Here is a 14,110-nt window from a genome sequence, read left to right as displayed (position 1 = left end):
ACCTCTTCTTTGAAGTTAAGCGTGACATAGAGCACACTGTTAATGGTAACTTGGTAAGACCAACAATCCAAGCACGAAGGAGTGCTGATGACTTCTACCGCAGATTCCGTCCTTGTCTCACCCAAGGGGGAGACCACCCTGATAATCTCGCGTGATTTGCAAGCCACCCCGGAACTTGCCTGGGACGTTCACAACGAGCCGGAGCATGTCAGCAAGTGGTGGGGCTTGGAAGGACACCTGAACCACATCACTGAAGTAGATCTTCGACCTGGTGGTGCGTGGCGCTTCGGCCAGCGCGGGCCGGATGGAACGGAAGTGATTTTCGGTGGTGCTTACCGTGAGCTCGACCGGCCGCGAATGTTCAGCTACACCAAGGACTGGCCAGGAGCTGATCCGTCCTCGGAAGAGTTTGAAGAAAGTCTGATCACCATCTGGTTCGACGCGCATGACCAAGGGACTACAGTCACCCTGGTTTGCGAATTCCCTTCGTCCTCTTTGCGCGACAGGGTCGCTGCAGGAGGGCTTGATCGGCTGCGTCAGTCCTATGACCGTATGGACAAGCTGCTCGATACCCTCCGCTTGCCGGCGGTGACCGAAGCGGGCTGACGGCCTGCTGGCTTTGCCCGGGCAACGAAAAATCGCCAAATGTCTGGAGATTCTCTCGTGAGGACACCGGGCGATGAACGGCGGCCCACGGGCCCGCCGGACTTCTCATTCCATATTTTCTTGAATAAAGGCACGGAGGCACAATGCAATCTCAATCTGATGCTTCACAAGCGTCAATCGGAATATTCACCCGCACGGGTCCTGAGATCATGGCCCGGTTGGAAGGCCTGCCCTTCACAAAGCTCCACAAACGTTTCATCGCGATCATTGGCTTGGCCTACTTGTTCGATGCGGCCGATGTTGCTCTCCTGACCTTCGTCCTGGCCCCCATCAGCGCGGAGTTCCACATCGATAAGCTTCAGTCCGGCACCATCGCCAGCATGGCGTTTGTGGGCATGGCCATTGGTTCGATCTGCTCAGGATGGCTGTGCGACCGTTTTGGCCGACGGCCCGTATTTATGTACAGCATGTTGCTCTGGGGTGCCGCCAGCCTCTTTACGGCATTTACCTGGGACTACGGCTCTTTGCTGACTGCCCGCTTCTTTACCGGTATCGGGATGGGAGCCGAGCTGCCATGTGCCATGGCGCTTGCGTCGGAGTTCCTGACCAAGAAACGGCGGGGGACCTTCCTCGGATCCGCCCAGGTGCTTGTCATATTTTCGTTCCTCATCTCCGGTGGCATAACGCTGCTGGTGGGCTGGCGAACAGCCTTCATCATCATGTTCGTGCTCTCCATGTTCTCGTTTGTTGTACGTCGCGGAGTGCCCGAATCCATCCGCTGGCAAGTAACCCATGGGCGTTTGGAAGCCGCCCAGGAGACCCTGGCCCGCTTCGAAGCAGTCGCCCCTCCCGGCTCTATTACTCCTGTCACGCCGCCGCCAGCAGTGGAGGGCTCCACCACTCCTGCTTCGCGTGGACCTCTCCGTGACCTTTTTGCCGGCGGTCAACGCAAGCGAACGGTGACAGCCTGGACGATGTGGTTCTTCCAGCTCATGGCCCAGTACGGGATCACTATCTGGATTGCGAAGCTGCTTTTCGATAACGGAGCCAGCATCGCAGCCTCGATCGGCACGACAATGCTGATGCAGGTATGGGGCATCCCCGGTGCCTTGACATCCTCGTTCCTTCTGGAGCGTCTGGGCCGACGCCCTATCTATGTAGCCGCCGCCCTATGTACAGCTGCCGCTGCGTTTTGGTACGGGAATGCCCCCTCGCCAGCTACAGCCATCGTCGCGGGCTCGGTACTGCAGTTCTTCCTCTCTGCCATGACCTCGGCGCTCAACGCCTACACCCCGGAATTGTTCTCCAATTCCTGCCGCGCAACTGGTATTGGAACTGCAACTGCCTGTGGACGAGTGAGTTCCGTGATCGGTCCACTTGTCGTACCCGCGATCCTGCTCACTTGGGGGTATGCAGCCACCTTCGTTGTATTGGGTTTCTGCTTCCTCGCGGCCGCTACAGCTGTCCTTGCCTTGGGACGCGAAACACGCGGCAAGAGCCTGGAAGAGGCTGTCGAATAGCAGCCACCTAACCCGCGTTGCGGAGGAACGATGAGCCTCTCCTCCGCAACGCGAGGCACATTCTCCTAACGCACCAAGATCTCCGGAGCCTAAAGCCTCCGGGTCCCACACGAATCCAGAAAGGAAGGCACCAAATGCCAATTGTCATAGGTCAAGTTGCATCGTTGACCGGTAACAACCCGGGCGGCACTGAGAATCGCTTGGGAGCAGAACTCGCCGTTGCCGAGATCAACGCAGGCCAAGGACTGTTTGGGCAGGACGTTGAACTCCTTGTGACCGATGACGAAACTCTGCCAACGCAGGCCGTCAGGGCTTACTACGAATTGGTCGGGCAAGGCGTATGCGCCGTCGTGGGGACATCATTCTCCAACGCCAGCCTTGCCATTATCCCGGAAGCTGAAAAAGCTGCAGTGCCCTACATCTCAACTGGTGCCGCAGACAGCCAGGTTGAGCCCGTCCGCGCCTACGGCTTCATGTCACCCCCGACGGCGGCAGCAGTCGCCGAGCAAATGCTCCGATACTTCCAGGCGCAAGGGCTGACCAGGCTGGCCCTCGTTTACGACGACAACAGCATGTTCGCCAAGACCGGGTTGGAGAAGCAAACACGGCTTGCAGAGGACTACGGCGTCGAGTTCGTGCACCTTGATAAGTTTCACGTGGACACCACAGACTTCGGCCCTCTCTGGAGCAGAGTGGCGGAGGCCGGCGTCGAGGGAATCATGGCTTGGGCGACAGGACCACCGGCTGTCGAACTAGTCAGGCAGCGGCCGATCGAACTTCCCTTTGCAATGAGTCACGGGAACTCCAATCAGCGTTTCCTGGACGCCGCCGGGGAAGCTGCGGAAGGCGTCATCGCTGCAGCATACCTAGGTCTCGTAGCAGATGAGTTGCCTGCCTCGGAGGTAGCGGAGGCCGCTACATCTTTCGCCGAGGCATTCAAGACAGTCCATGGCCGCTTCCCGTCCTCGTACGCGATCGACGGCTACACCGCAGTGAAACTCATCGCAGCAGCTGTTTTGAAAGCCGGCAGCGGCGACCCGAAATTTGTGCGGGACGCCCTTGAAGAGGTTGACGTCGTCACTCCCCAAGGCCGATACCGGTACTCGGCCACCAACCACCACGGCCTGAACGCTGATCAAGTAGCCGTAACGGTCATCAAAGACGGCAAATTTGTCCTAACAGACTGGTCCAGTAGCGAGCTGGCGCAAGAAAGAAATTACCAAGGAAGGTCGTTATGAACGACAAGCAGGTAGTCCTGACCCATGTGGAAGGACCAGTCGGATGGATACGACTGAATCGTCCGGAAGCACTCAATGCACTCAACGCCGAACTAGTACCCCAACTGGATGAGGCACTTACCCGTTTCGAGGCGGACCCCAACATCCGGGTCATGGTCATCACCGGATCGGGACGTGCGTTCTGCGCCGGCGGCGACTTGAACTCCTTCGACCCCGCAGCCGAAGACACAGTCCAGGTATTCCTTGAACGCGCGGCAGAAACCCTTGAACACATACCGCGGATCGACAAACCCGTCATCGCCGCCCTTAACGGCGTCACTGCTGCAGGCGGCCTGGAAATAGCAATGGCCTGCGACCTCGTCATTGCAGCCCGCAGCGTCCGAATCGGCGACGCCCACGCAAACTTCGGCCTACTCCCAGGTGCTGGGGGAGCTGTGAGGCTGGCACGCGCGGTGGGGCCAGCCCGCGCGAAATACCTGTCTTTCACCGGCCAGCTCTTTCCCGCTGAGTTCTTCCTCTCCTGGGGCTTGGTCAACGAAGTTGTCGACGACGATCACCTGGACAAGCGTGTTCAGGAACTCGCCGAGACGATAGCGGCCAAAAGCCCAATAGTCCTCGCAGGAACAAAACAGCTCATCGATGAAAGCTTCGACCAATCCCTCGAAGCCGGACTCAAGGCCGAACGCGACGCCATGTACGCACACATGCAAACCGAGGACATGCGCGAAGGTCTCGCGGCTTTTGTTGAAAAGCGCACACCCAACTACACAGGACAATGAGGAACACGAAATGGCCATTTACGTACTCGTGCACGGCGCCTGGCAAGTCGGCGAAAGCTGGGACCAGGTCCGCACTGAACTAGAATCGCTCGGGCATGAAGTCCACACCCCCACCGCAGCAGGACTCCGCCCAGACGACCCGGCCGACATCAGCACCGAAGACGCCTGCAAACCCATTATCGATTACATCCTTGAGAAAGATCTCGATGATTTCGTCCTCGTCGGCCATAGCTGGGGCGGTGTCCTGATCGCCAAGATCGCGGAAACGTTGGCTTACCGGATACGCAGGATGGTCTTCCAGGGCGCGTTCGTGCTCCTTGATGGCCAAACGGTTCTCGAGAATATCCCCCCGTTCTTCCCGCCAGCCCTGCAAGCAAACGCCGAGGAGCGAGGCGACGGACGAGTGATGCTGCCATTCGAAGTGTGGCGCGACGGCTTCATGAACGACGCCGCGTTCGACCTTGCAAAAGAGGTCTACGACGGCCTGCGCCCCCATCCCTTCCGGACCTTCACCGAGCCGGTTGACCTGGAAAAGTTCTTTCAACTCTCAATCCCAAAAAGCTACCTTCACGCCACCGAAGACAACTGTCTGCTGCAGGGCGAATGGGGGTGGCACCCGAGGATGTCCAACCGGCTGGGGTACTTCCGCTTGATCCAAATGCCCGGAGGCCACGAAGTCATGTACACCGCACCCAAGTTACTGGCTGAAAAAATTGAAGAGGCAGGCCGGGACTAGAAATAGTCAGTTGGTATGACCAGCTAAGCTAGGAGGTGGATACAAAACGGCGGAAGGAACCCCCCGCATGACGCAACTCGCAGACGAAGATGGCAACGTCGAGCTATTCGCTCCGGTTGGGAAACAAAGGCTTTTCGAAAGCGTTTTGGGACAATTGGAAACCCTCATTCACGAGGGGCAGCTCAATGCGGGGGACCGTCTGCCCAGCGAACGCGCACTGAGCGAAATGCTGCAGGTCAGCCGACCGTCCGTTCGTGAAGCGCTTCGGGTTCTGGATGCCATGGACATCATCACCGTCAAAACTGGTGTGGGGTCCTCCGGGGGTACGAAAATTAGCGACAAGCTCGGCCCCATGATCTCAAGGCTGATGCGCCTTTACATGGCCCTGGGACACTTTGACTTAGACAATGTTTTGGAAACCCGTCGGCTGCTGGAGGAAGAAGCAGCCCGGGAGGCCGCGACAAAACGCACAGATGAACAACTTGCCGGGATGGATAAGCTGCTGGCCGGGATGGACGACCTAATGGAGGACCGTGAGCGGTATCTAGCGCTCGACGGAAAATTCCACGTAGCCGTTGCACTGGCCAGCAGCAATCCTCTGCTGGCGCACCTTATGGGATCCATGCGAGACGCCGTCACGGAAAACCTCGTGAAGGCACACATCGAAGGGAACAACTGGGAAACACTAGCGCGCAAGGCCCAACAGAACCACCGAAAGTTGGTGGAAGCCCTGCGGGCAGGAGACAGAGACGCCGCTGCGCAATGCATCAACCAGCACGTCGACTTCTACAATGAAGCCCGTCGCCAACCCTAAAACCGCATGTAGAGTTCAACCCCGACGCTCCAATATCCGGTGCTCGACGCCGGCTTGGGTGAGCCAGTAGCTCGTCGCGAGTCCCGCTTGGCCTGCGCCGATGATGACCGTGTTCACTGGTTCAATCGGCATCGTTGCTGCCCTCGGCTCGTTGCCAATGCTCGCGCAACATGCCCGCGAGGCGCCCGGGTTCAATCCGATGCGAGGGATCGAAGTGATGGCGCTCCTCAAACACCTCCACTCGATAATCCCTGAATACCGTGGACAGTCGGTCTGCGATGTCCCCGTACTGGTCCGGGTTGCTTAGCCCTCCGAGCACGAACAGGACTGGTTTTGCGAACGCGCTGAGTTGCTCGCGGTCCAGGTGATACTTCTCGAAATCATGCAGGAATGCTCGAATTCCCGCAGGTCGCTTGGCCATCCACGGCGGCGGGTCGCCCGCCGGCGGAGGCGGAAGGACGACGTCGGGCCTTACCGCCAGCCTCGTGAAGGCCTCCATGAACTGCTTTGGCGGCAGCGATTCGAGCTCTTCAATCCGCTTCCAGAATCGGGAGTGTGGCTTGCTCCAATCCCAGTCTCCCGCCCAGGCAGGTTCCAAGAGGGTCAGGCTCAGCAGACGCTCGGGGCACTTGGCGGCGAAGGCGAGGGCTGCAGCCCCACCGCCGGAGTAGCCGACCAGGTGGAACGTGTCCCATTGTTTGGCGTCTGCTTCCATCGACCTCGGTGTCAAGGGACCAGCCGGGTGGCGGCTCGTCGGCCTCGTAGAGGTCCAGGTCCTTCGCAAAGGCGTCCACGCCAGGGCCCAGCGCTTTTATGAGGTCGGTGTACGCCGGCGCAGCAGGAAGGACGCTGCCTGGAAGGAAGAACGCGCGGATTGCTCCCATGGGTGAACCATACGCTTGGGGAGGGGTGAGGGGGAGAGGCCGGTCCGTCGTGGGGATCCCGCTGGCTGACGCCGGCCAGGTCGAATCACTGCAAAAGCCGGACCTGGAAAGGCTACAAAGCCACCCTTCAGGGCTCGGATATTCTGATGCCCCGCCGGACGCACGCGGCGGGCACTACTTCTGATATCGGACGGGGTAGCCAAGCTTTTCCGCGGCTTCCATGACATCTTCTGGCCATTGAGCCAGAAATGACCAGGGCATATTCTCCTCGCCAAGGAAATTGACGTGTACCCAACGGTCCAGGGCGTGCGGGCGGTCTACGTAGACCTCGCGAATTGCGGAACGCTCCAGCCGCCAAGGGCCGAAGAGGCGCGCCAGCCAGCGGAATCTCATCCTAAATTCGAGATGTGACGTGTCCAGAGTAAGAACAACCCAAGGCCCAAGGATTCTAGTCATCACGCAGGGTCTTGTCAGGCCGCCTTTGAACACGTATGCCATCTGAACACCTTAGAAGACCGGCCCGGGTTAGTGCTGCACGAGGCTGTTGATCCATACCGCGGCAAGCCAGTCCGAGACCATGCTGGGTGGGTGGAGTTGCCTGCCAATAGGGGAAACTGCTGCAGAATCAACTCTGTGCTCAGGCCCCAGCGATCCTGCCAACCACGTATTCCGCGTCCAGGCCCACCCCGCCGACGATCGACGAGTAGTGCCGCGTGAGCCAGGGCAGGCCCACCGTGTACAGGCCAGGGAGTTCCATGACACCGCGCGAATGCCGCGGGTAGCCCCATTCATCCAGCACGGGCATGTCGATGAAGCTCAGATCGAGCTTGTAGCCGGTCGCCCACAGGATGGATGTGATGTTCGCTTCGGCAAGATTCAGCTTGGCTGGTTCTGCGGGCAGCCAGTCGTCCTCGGGCTGCGGTGGCTGCTCTGGTGCTTCGATGCCTGCGGCCACGATGTACGCCTCGATCGCGCGTCCAGAGCGCTGGGCGAAGGTTGACTCGACTGTTGCGAGGCGTTCGGGGAGGTCGTCGGTGAAGGCGATGACGCCGTCGTCGATGTTTTCCAGATGGCCGTGCAGGTGCATGCCGCGGCGGCCGAGCTCGCGGAGATGGATGTTGTGGCCGCCGTCCGTACCCGAGAGCAGCGGGTTGCATGCGAAACGGGCCGCGGGAGAGGGGAGTCCCTCGCGGGTGAGGGCGTTGATGCCGTAGTCCGGCCCGTGTTTGCCGACTTCCAGCAGCCAGTAGATGAGGTCGTGGCCGCGGTAACGGCGCGGCGCTTCAGGACACGTGGAGACGGCCAGGTGGACTTCGCGACTGGCCGCGTGCAGCTCCTCGGCGATCTGCCCACCCGACTGCCCGGTCCCGACAATCAGCACAGCGCCATCGGGCAGCTGCTGGGGGTTGCGGTACTCGTGCGTGTGGAGCTGGAAGACGTTCTGCGGGAGGTTGCCCGCAACGGCGGGAAGCTTGGGTACCTGATACGCGCCGGTGGCCAGGACGACGTTGCGTGCCTGCATGTGCCCGAGCGACGTCTCGATGGTGAACCCATCCGCGGCAGCCGCCAGCCGCGTAACCTCGACGCCGGTGCGAACCGGAGCATCAATCATTTCCGCGTACTTTCTGAAGAGATTCACCGCAGCGATCCGCGGTATGAACGCGTCCGGTTCCTCACCGGAATACGGCATCCCCGGCAGGCTCAGCGCGAGGTTCGGCGTGTTCATGTAGAACCCGTCCCACCGGTCCTGGAACGCACCTCCCAGCGAGTCTCGCCGCTCCAGGATTTGATGCTCGACGCCGGCCCGGGTCAGCCAGTAGCTCGTCGCGAGTCCTGCTTGGCCTGCGCCGATGATGACCGTTTCTGGGGTGCGTCCCATGGGGTGGATCTTACGCTTGGAGATGCGAGTGCGGGAGGCCAGCTGGCGTGGGGTTTCGGCCGTCAGATCACAGGATTTTGGACAGTCGCTGGCACTCTTCCCACAGCCGCTTCCGGGCGTCGGGATCAGAGCCCATGCCCGGCGTCGGCAGTTCCTTGCGTTTCGCCCAAAGCTTGCCGGAGACCGCCGCGGCCTCCGGTGAGGTGGCCAGCCACACGGCAGTATCGGCTGCCTTCTCTGCGGGCTTGCCGAAGGTGTTTGTCATCCAGCGGAACGGGCCGCCAACATCCTGCAGAAGACCGGTGTGCTTAACGAGGCCCGGATGCACTGCGTTCACCACCACGTTTGATCCGCGGAGGCGCTCCGCGAACTGTTGTGTCAACAGAACCCGGCCGAGCATGGTTGGCGGGGTTGAGCGCAGGTAGCTGTAGGTGCCTTTCGCGGTTTGAAGGTCGTCGAAATCGATCTTGGTGACCGAGGGGCCGCCCGAATACTTGGAAGCGATGTTTACGACCCGCGATGGCTGACCCTCAACCCTGGTCGCGCCGCGCTTGAGTGCATCCAGGAGCAGATTCGTGAGAAGGAAGTAGCCCATCACGTTGGTAGCGAACGTGACCTCGAGGCCATCTGCGGTCACGTGGCGTTCCTTGCGGAAAACGCCGGCCGCGTTGACGAGCACGTGAAGCTCGTCGTGGCGGGAAAGGAACTCCTCAGCGGCCGAGCGAATTGACGCTTGGTTTGAGAGATCGCAGGCAAGAGGCTCCACGATCGCGCCCGGGACTGCGGCGCGGATGCCGCGCATAGCCTCCTCTGCCCGCGCTTCTGTCCGCCCAACCACGACGACGGTGGCACCTTCGCGGGCCAGTGCAGTGGCGATGGCCTTAGCAAGACCACCCGTAGCGCCGGTTACCAGCGCTGTCCGTCCATTCATCGAGGGCATGGCTTGATCTCAGCACGAAACGGCTGGTTTGGCGAGGGTGGGTGCCTAGTTCTTGGAAGGCCGTGCTTTGGGTTTCTTGGGAGGGAGCCCGGCCACGTAATCGAATGCTTTGGCCACCCATGGCTCCGCCTTCTCGGCGTCATCGTTCCAAGCTTCCGGAAGACCGGTGTATCCGCCCATGGGACGTTCTTCAGGGCCGAAGGGTTGAGTTTCATGATCAGCCTCGAGCTGGGCCGTATCAGCCTCCGAAAGACGGACGCCAATGGTCGGGCCGAACAAACCAGCAAACATGTTGCCATTCACGAAAGCGCCAAGATTGCCGAACATCGGCTTGACGACGACATCGGGATGATCGGGCAGCACAGAACGGAAGCGTTCCTTATCGGCGTCCGAGGGCTTGGGCATCTGCATTTGCTTGTCCTCCTAGGTTGTACCGCCATGGCACCTGTACGCAGAGCATGACAAGCAGTCCGGAAACCAGCAAGGGGGCCTGCCTCCTCGACGGACGCGCCGACCGATGGGAGTCTGGATCATGGCCACAGATCTCAGCGCGCGCTGGCTGAAGGGTCTGTTGCTTCCGGGACACATCACGGCCTTGATGTGGGACTGAGGTGAAGAATTGAATTCTCCCGCTGCAATCCGTGTTACTGCCATTCGTGTCGCCGAGCTGCTTGCCGAAGGCGAGGCAATGCCGGTGTATGTGCATGTTATTGACCACCCCGAGGGGCGCGTGCTGGTGGATACCGGCATGACTCAGCTTCATCCGGCGGTGGCTGACATGGAGCCACGCATTTATCCACTGAACGAGCAGGACTTCGACATCAGCAGCGTCGATATAGTCGTCAACACCCACCTGCATTTTGACCATTGCGGAGGTAACCACCTCTTCGCGGGCAAGCCCATCTACGTTCAGCGTCAGGAGCTTGACGATGCCCGCAACCAGGACGACTACACCATCCCGGAATGGGTAGACCCACCAGGGATGCAGTACGTCACCGTCGACAGCGAACTCGAACTTCTTCCCGGGATTCGGCTCCTTCGGACACCAGGTCATACTCGCGGCTCACAGGTTGTCGTCATTGACGGAGACGGACCGCCGACCATCATCGCGGGTGACACAGCGGTTTTTTTCGATGAGCTTGATAACCCGCGTACCGAGGGTCAGCAGCTCATTCGCTCTCTGAATCCTGCAATGGTTTGGCTCGCGCACGCGGACACGCCATGGAAACCGGGAGCTTCAGCCTCGCCATGACCTCCGACGGCCCTCTTCACAGGGGTAATCCGGCCATCGGATTGATTAATCTGACGTCGCACTAGCTATCTGCTCAGATCTATGTAAACTTGACGGTGTTGTTGTGTTTGGCATTTGGTAGTTCAGGCAGTCCCCGTGATCCATCTGGATCGCGACCTTCTGAAGTAACGGTGGAGAACACCCCACACCGGAGACCCGAAAGTCGGGAGAATCTCCACCTTCAGTAAGGACTGAAAAAATGGCTACAGGTACCGTGAAATGGTTCAACTCCGAAAAGGGCTTCGGCTTCATCTCTCCTGAAGATGGCAGCCAGGACGTTTTCGCTCACTACTCTGCGATCAACTCCTCGGGCTACCGCTCCCTCGAAGAGAACCAGAAGGTTTCCTTCGACGTCGAGCAGGGCCCCAAGGGTCCCCAGGCAGTAAACATCCAGGCTATCTAGTCTTCGGATAACTAAAAGGCAGGGCCGGTCATTGACCGGCCCTGTTTTTTCTTGTCCTTGCAATCGAATATGTATACGAGTTGCTTAAAACTGACTAGAACATATATCCACATAGCGAATTACACCCCTGTAACTCACCTTCGAACGTCCGTAGCGTGGTTGGTATCAACTACGAAACCGAGGGCCTTCCATGGACGAACAGACTGCAAACGACTCCTTCCCGCCAGCTCATCTGAAGCAGGCTCAGCACCTAGTCGAGTCGCGCGAGCACTCATTTTTGCCAGAATCGCCACCTAGACGGGCGTTGAGCGGCCTGTGCAAGGCTGTTTTGCCACCTAGTCCCGTTTCCGAGATCTAACCTGCGAAGTGAGCCGCATGTCGGTCATCCACAGAAACAGAAGGTTGGATCGAGTGTTCGATTCTGAGGTTCAGCGCATCCTCGATTTCGTCGGCCGCGGCATAAGCGTGCGGATTATTGGGGCCCCCGGAAGCGGCAGGACCACGGTGTTGCAAAACGTAGTGGCCAACCTGGAAAAAACCGGCATCGCCATCCACGTCATCAGCGGCCTCCGAACACATCGCTCGATTCCGTACTCAGCCATCAAGAGCCTGGGTTTAGAGCTTCGGCCCGGCCGCAGCGGAGTTGTGGATATGGCAGATGCGCTCTCAAGCCAGTTATCCAAGCCTGGAAAGCACGTCCTGATAGTGGATGACATCCATCTGCTGGACATCGAATCGTTGGCGGTCCTGGAATCCGTTCGGCGTAGGTCCGATTGTCCGCTGATCGTCACGGCTCCGGACAGCGGCTCGATCTCAAGAGGTCAAATGGCCGTCATGAACAGTGGCCGCGAAGCTTTGCTGCAACTGAACCCACTCCATTTTGAGCAAGTACACACTTTGGTAACGCAGGTGCTGGGGGCTGCTGCAGATGCCGACACAACAGCCAGAATCCTGACCAAGTCCGGCGGCAACCCTCGGCTCATCGTCCGCATTACGGAGACCGCGGCCTTAAGCGAGCTGCTGGTTATGCGTGGCCGGCAGTGGCAGATGACAGGTGACAGCCTCTGGAACGAGCATCTGAGAGGAACTCTCGAAGAGCTGCTGGCGGACCTGGATCCGGAAGAAGTCACTGCCCTGCACACCATGGCAATCCTTGGCACCGCCCGTGTGGACGTTCTGCAAAAGGTGGTGCAACCCGACGTGTTGGAAGGCCTTGAACGGCGCGGATTCCTGTCAGTCATGGACGATCACCACAACGGACCGATCGCAGCCATAAGCCCGCCTGTCATCGCAGACTACTTCCGGGGCCAAAAGACGCTCAGGGACCGGCACCTCTTGCGGAACAAGATTGCTGGTGCACTTGAGGGCGTGCCTCAAACTGCGCAGGGCAATTCAACCACTGCCGACTGCCTATCCCGGGTGCTGGGGTCCTTGCGGCTCGAGAAGGGAAACGATGACGCCGTGACCGCCCGGCATTTTCACGATCACAGTGCAGCCCGCGAACGTACGCGCTATGAACGATGGCAAGCGAACAAGTCCGCGACCAATGCTGCCGCTCTGCTCAGGGTTTACTGGGGAGCGCCGGTGAACGTTATGCGGGCAACCCGCGTCTGCCAGGAGACGTCCACGCTCAACGGCGACCCCAATGACATTCTTTTTCTCGCGATCACCAAGGCTTTCCTTGCAATCTACTCAGGGCAAGGCGTGAGTACGGCAGTGGACATCCTGAAAGGATTCGCCGAGCAAAACCCGGAACAGGCCTCTACTGCCGAGGCCGCAATCCTCTTCATCAACGCCTCCCATGGTCGGGTCGCACCCATGCCCGAGCTTTCTGCAGACGCCCCGCAGCCTGCCTCGCTGGGGTTGGAAGGACTCGTCCAAAGCTTGCTCGAGCTGTATCGGTTTCGGCCGGGCGCGGTCCTCAGCCTGACAGAGAAGGCTGAGGACGACGACACCTTCCCGCATCTACGTCCGTTCGTTCACGGCTTGGCGCTCTTTGCAGCAGGCAGGATCGAGGACTCCCTGGTCTTCGCACTGGATTGGCGTGCCGAGGCCCGCCGAAACCTCGATCAATTCGGCGTCGTTGCCAGCAGTTACGTGGCAGCGCTCGGTCTGCTGTACCGAGGCTACTTCGAAGAAGCCGAGTACCTCATGAGCAGTGTGTTTGCCATGGGCCGTCCCGGCTTCGTCGTCGACGTCCTTTATGACGCCATGCTGCGGCTCGCTGGCCTACGGCATGCGACGACGGCCATCTCACCGGCGTTGTCCATCGCCTCGCAGGCACGGAGTGAGGTGCCCGACGTGGGTCCATTGCCAGGTATCGGCAAGGGTGTACATGAGCTCGTAGCCGCGGAGACTACCCAGCCGTCGGTTTTTGATCGGCGGGCCGTGAAGCTCATCAAACGCCAGATGAAGAGCGGCTACATTCTGGAAGCAACAATGACGGCGCTGCTCTGCGCATGCCTATGTCCCGGCGCGCCGGTTCTGGATCTCCTTCGCAAGATCCTGCGCGACAGCGGAGTGACGGCTCACGACCAAATGATGGCCGTTGCCACCGCCGTTGTGGAAGGCGATCACAAGCTGCTTGGTCTGCTCCTGAAACACTACGAATTGGACGCCGACAACTATCAGATCGGCATGCTCCTTCGAGGTGCTCTCAAACGTCACGTTCTGGAAGGAAACACAGCCGCGGCGGAGGCCATGGCCGAAGCATCCTCGATGTTCTCAGCAAGGTTTCCGTCAACCAACGAGCAACTCTCCTTCAACACTTTCAGGACTACGCCCCTGACCGAACGCGAAATTGAGGTAGCCGCGTTGGCAGGACATCGCTCCAACGTTGAGATTGCTGAACATCTGGGAATCAGTGCGAGAACAGTGGAAAACCACATCTCCAACGCCCTGCGAAAAACCGGCGCAACCTCGCGTAACGGCCTGTTCATCCTCGTCGGGAATTCAATGGCCGCACGCTGACTCACGTTAGGCTGAACGTATCTTCCAGTACGAGTCTCCGGTGACACCGG

14 protein-coding genes and 1 pseudogene are annotated in these 14,110 nt (G+C 59.6%); 9 read left to right on the top strand and 6 right to left on the bottom strand.

Annotation, left to right across the window (positions count from 1 at the left end):
- The first annotated feature begins 87 nt into the window (after positions 1-87).
- The 6 genes from AC1DD7_RS13275 (at position 88) to AC1DD7_RS13250 (ending at position 5,693) form a co-directional block, all read left to right on the top strand.
- On the top strand, positions 88-606 hold the full coding sequence (locus tag AC1DD7_RS13275; RefSeq protein WP_477515319.1) for an SRPBCC domain-containing protein: 519 nt from the start codon (positions 88-90) through the stop codon (positions 604-606).
- A gap of 143 nt (positions 607-749) precedes the next feature.
- A complete protein-coding gene (locus AC1DD7_RS13270; protein WP_477515318.1) occupies positions 750-2,126 on the top strand; it encodes an MFS transporter in 1,377 nt (458 codons plus the stop codon).
- 134 nt (positions 2,127-2,260) lie between these two features.
- Positions 2,261-3,364 (top strand): ABC transporter substrate-binding protein, encoded by a 1,104-nt coding sequence (locus AC1DD7_RS13265; RefSeq protein ID WP_477515317.1) that lies wholly within the window; start codon positions 2,261-2,263, stop codon positions 3,362-3,364.
- The gene (locus AC1DD7_RS13260; protein WP_477515316.1) at positions 3,361-4,143 is read left to right on the top strand and encodes an enoyl-CoA hydratase/isomerase family protein; all 783 of its coding nucleotides are present in this window, start codon (positions 3,361-3,363) and stop codon (positions 4,141-4,143) included. Before AC1DD7_RS13265 ends, AC1DD7_RS13260 begins: the two co-directional genes overlap by 4 nt.
- Before the next feature lie 10 nt (positions 4,144-4,153).
- Positions 4,154-4,879 (top strand): alpha/beta fold hydrolase, encoded by a 726-nt coding sequence (locus AC1DD7_RS13255; protein ID WP_477515315.1) that lies wholly within the window; start codon positions 4,154-4,156, stop codon positions 4,877-4,879.
- 67 nt (positions 4,880-4,946) lie between these two features.
- Positions 4,947-5,693: a FadR/GntR family transcriptional regulator gene (locus tag AC1DD7_RS13250; protein ID WP_477515314.1), complete on the top strand. Its 747-nt coding sequence runs from the start codon at positions 4,947-4,949 to the stop codon at positions 5,691-5,693.
- A 21-nt stretch (positions 5,694-5,714) separates the two neighbouring features.
- Here AC1DD7_RS13250 and AC1DD7_RS13245 read toward each other — a convergent pair.
- From AC1DD7_RS13245 to AC1DD7_RS13220, 6 genes and pseudogenes are all read right to left on the bottom strand, one after another.
- Positions 5,715-5,825 (bottom strand): annotated as a pseudogene (locus AC1DD7_RS13245) (FAD-dependent monooxygenase); the annotation flags it as partial.
- Positions 5,815-6,408 carry an alpha/beta fold hydrolase gene (locus AC1DD7_RS13240; RefSeq protein ID WP_477515313.1) on the bottom strand — a complete coding sequence of 198 codons (594 nt, stop codon included), beginning with the start codon at positions 6,406-6,408 and terminating at the stop codon, positions 5,815-5,817. The pseudogene AC1DD7_RS13245 and the gene AC1DD7_RS13240, both read right to left, overlap by 11 nt.
- A 343-nt stretch (positions 6,409-6,751) precedes the next feature.
- Positions 6,752-6,970, bottom strand: coding sequence for a hypothetical protein (locus AC1DD7_RS13235; RefSeq protein WP_477515312.1), 219 nt, complete (start codon positions 6,968-6,970; stop codon positions 6,752-6,754).
- Between the two features lie 244 nt (positions 6,971-7,214).
- Entirely contained in the window at positions 7,215-8,456 is a 1,242-nt protein-coding gene (locus AC1DD7_RS13230) for a flavin-containing monooxygenase (RefSeq protein WP_477515311.1), read from the bottom strand.
- Between the two features lie 67 nt (positions 8,457-8,523).
- Positions 8,524-9,396 (bottom strand): SDR family NAD(P)-dependent oxidoreductase, encoded by an 873-nt coding sequence (locus tag AC1DD7_RS13225; protein WP_477515310.1) that lies wholly within the window; start codon positions 9,394-9,396, stop codon positions 8,524-8,526.
- A 45-nt stretch (positions 9,397-9,441) separates the two neighbouring features.
- Positions 9,442-9,807, bottom strand: a complete 366-nt coding sequence (locus AC1DD7_RS13220; protein WP_477515309.1) for a TfoX/Sxy family protein — start codon at positions 9,805-9,807, stop codon at positions 9,442-9,444.
- 208 nt (positions 9,808-10,015) lie between these two features.
- Between AC1DD7_RS13220 and AC1DD7_RS13215 the strand changes: the two genes are divergently transcribed.
- The 3 genes from AC1DD7_RS13215 (at position 10,016) to AC1DD7_RS13205 (ending at position 14,060) form a co-directional block, all read left to right on the top strand.
- Positions 10,016-10,648 (top strand): MBL fold metallo-hydrolase, encoded by a 633-nt coding sequence (locus AC1DD7_RS13215; RefSeq protein ID WP_477515308.1) that lies wholly within the window; start codon positions 10,016-10,018, stop codon positions 10,646-10,648.
- 238 nt (positions 10,649-10,886) lie between these two features.
- A complete protein-coding gene (gene cspE, locus AC1DD7_RS13210; protein ID WP_011773907.1) occupies positions 10,887-11,090 on the top strand; it encodes a transcription antiterminator/RNA stability regulator CspE in 204 nt (67 codons plus the stop codon).
- Between the two features lie 411 nt (positions 11,091-11,501).
- Entirely contained in the window at positions 11,502-14,060 is a 2,559-nt protein-coding gene (locus AC1DD7_RS13205; RefSeq protein WP_477515307.1) for a helix-turn-helix transcriptional regulator, read from the top strand.
- Positions 14,061-14,110 lie beyond the last annotated feature (50 nt).

Source organism: Paenarthrobacter sp. 10L412 (genome assembly GCF_056395565.1).
The sequence above is the reverse complement of the archived record's forward strand: the minus strand, read 5'-3'. Positions and strand labels throughout refer to the sequence as shown.

Excerpts from the sequence above, each read along its gene's own strand:
- AC1DD7_RS13275 (WP_477515319.1), top strand. The coding sequence starts at position 88 with ATGACTTCTACCGCAGATTCCGTCCTTGTCTCACCCAAGGGGGAGACC.
- AC1DD7_RS13270 (WP_477515318.1), top strand. The coding sequence starts at position 750 with ATGCAATCTCAATCTGATGCTTCACAAGCGTCAATCGGAATATTCACC.
- AC1DD7_RS13265 (WP_477515317.1), top strand. The coding sequence starts at position 2,261 with ATGCCAATTGTCATAGGTCAAGTTGCATCGTTGACCGGTAACAACCCG.
- AC1DD7_RS13260 (WP_477515316.1), top strand. The coding sequence starts at position 3,361 with ATGAACGACAAGCAGGTAGTCCTGACCCATGTGGAAGGACCAGTCGGA.
- AC1DD7_RS13255 (WP_477515315.1), top strand. The coding sequence starts at position 4,154 with ATGGCCATTTACGTACTCGTGCACGGCGCCTGGCAAGTCGGCGAAAGC.
- AC1DD7_RS13250 (WP_477515314.1), top strand. The coding sequence starts at position 4,947 with ATGACGCAACTCGCAGACGAAGATGGCAACGTCGAGCTATTCGCTCCG.
- AC1DD7_RS13240 (WP_477515313.1), bottom strand. The coding sequence starts at position 6,408 with ATGGAAGCAGACGCCAAACAATGGGACACGTTCCACCTGGTCGGCTAC.
- AC1DD7_RS13235 (WP_477515312.1), bottom strand. The coding sequence starts at position 6,970 with ATGAGATTCCGCTGGCTGGCGCGCCTCTTCGGCCCTTGGCGGCTGGAG.
- AC1DD7_RS13230 (WP_477515311.1), bottom strand. The coding sequence starts at position 8,456 with ATGGGACGCACCCCAGAAACGGTCATCATCGGCGCAGGCCAAGCAGGA.
- AC1DD7_RS13225 (WP_477515310.1), bottom strand. The coding sequence starts at position 9,396 with ATGCCCTCGATGAATGGACGGACAGCGCTGGTAACCGGCGCTACGGGT.
- AC1DD7_RS13220 (WP_477515309.1), bottom strand. The coding sequence starts at position 9,807 with ATGCAGATGCCCAAGCCCTCGGACGCCGATAAGGAACGCTTCCGTTCT.
- cspE (WP_011773907.1), top strand. The coding sequence starts at position 10,887 with ATGGCTACAGGTACCGTGAAATGGTTCAACTCCGAAAAGGGCTTCGGC.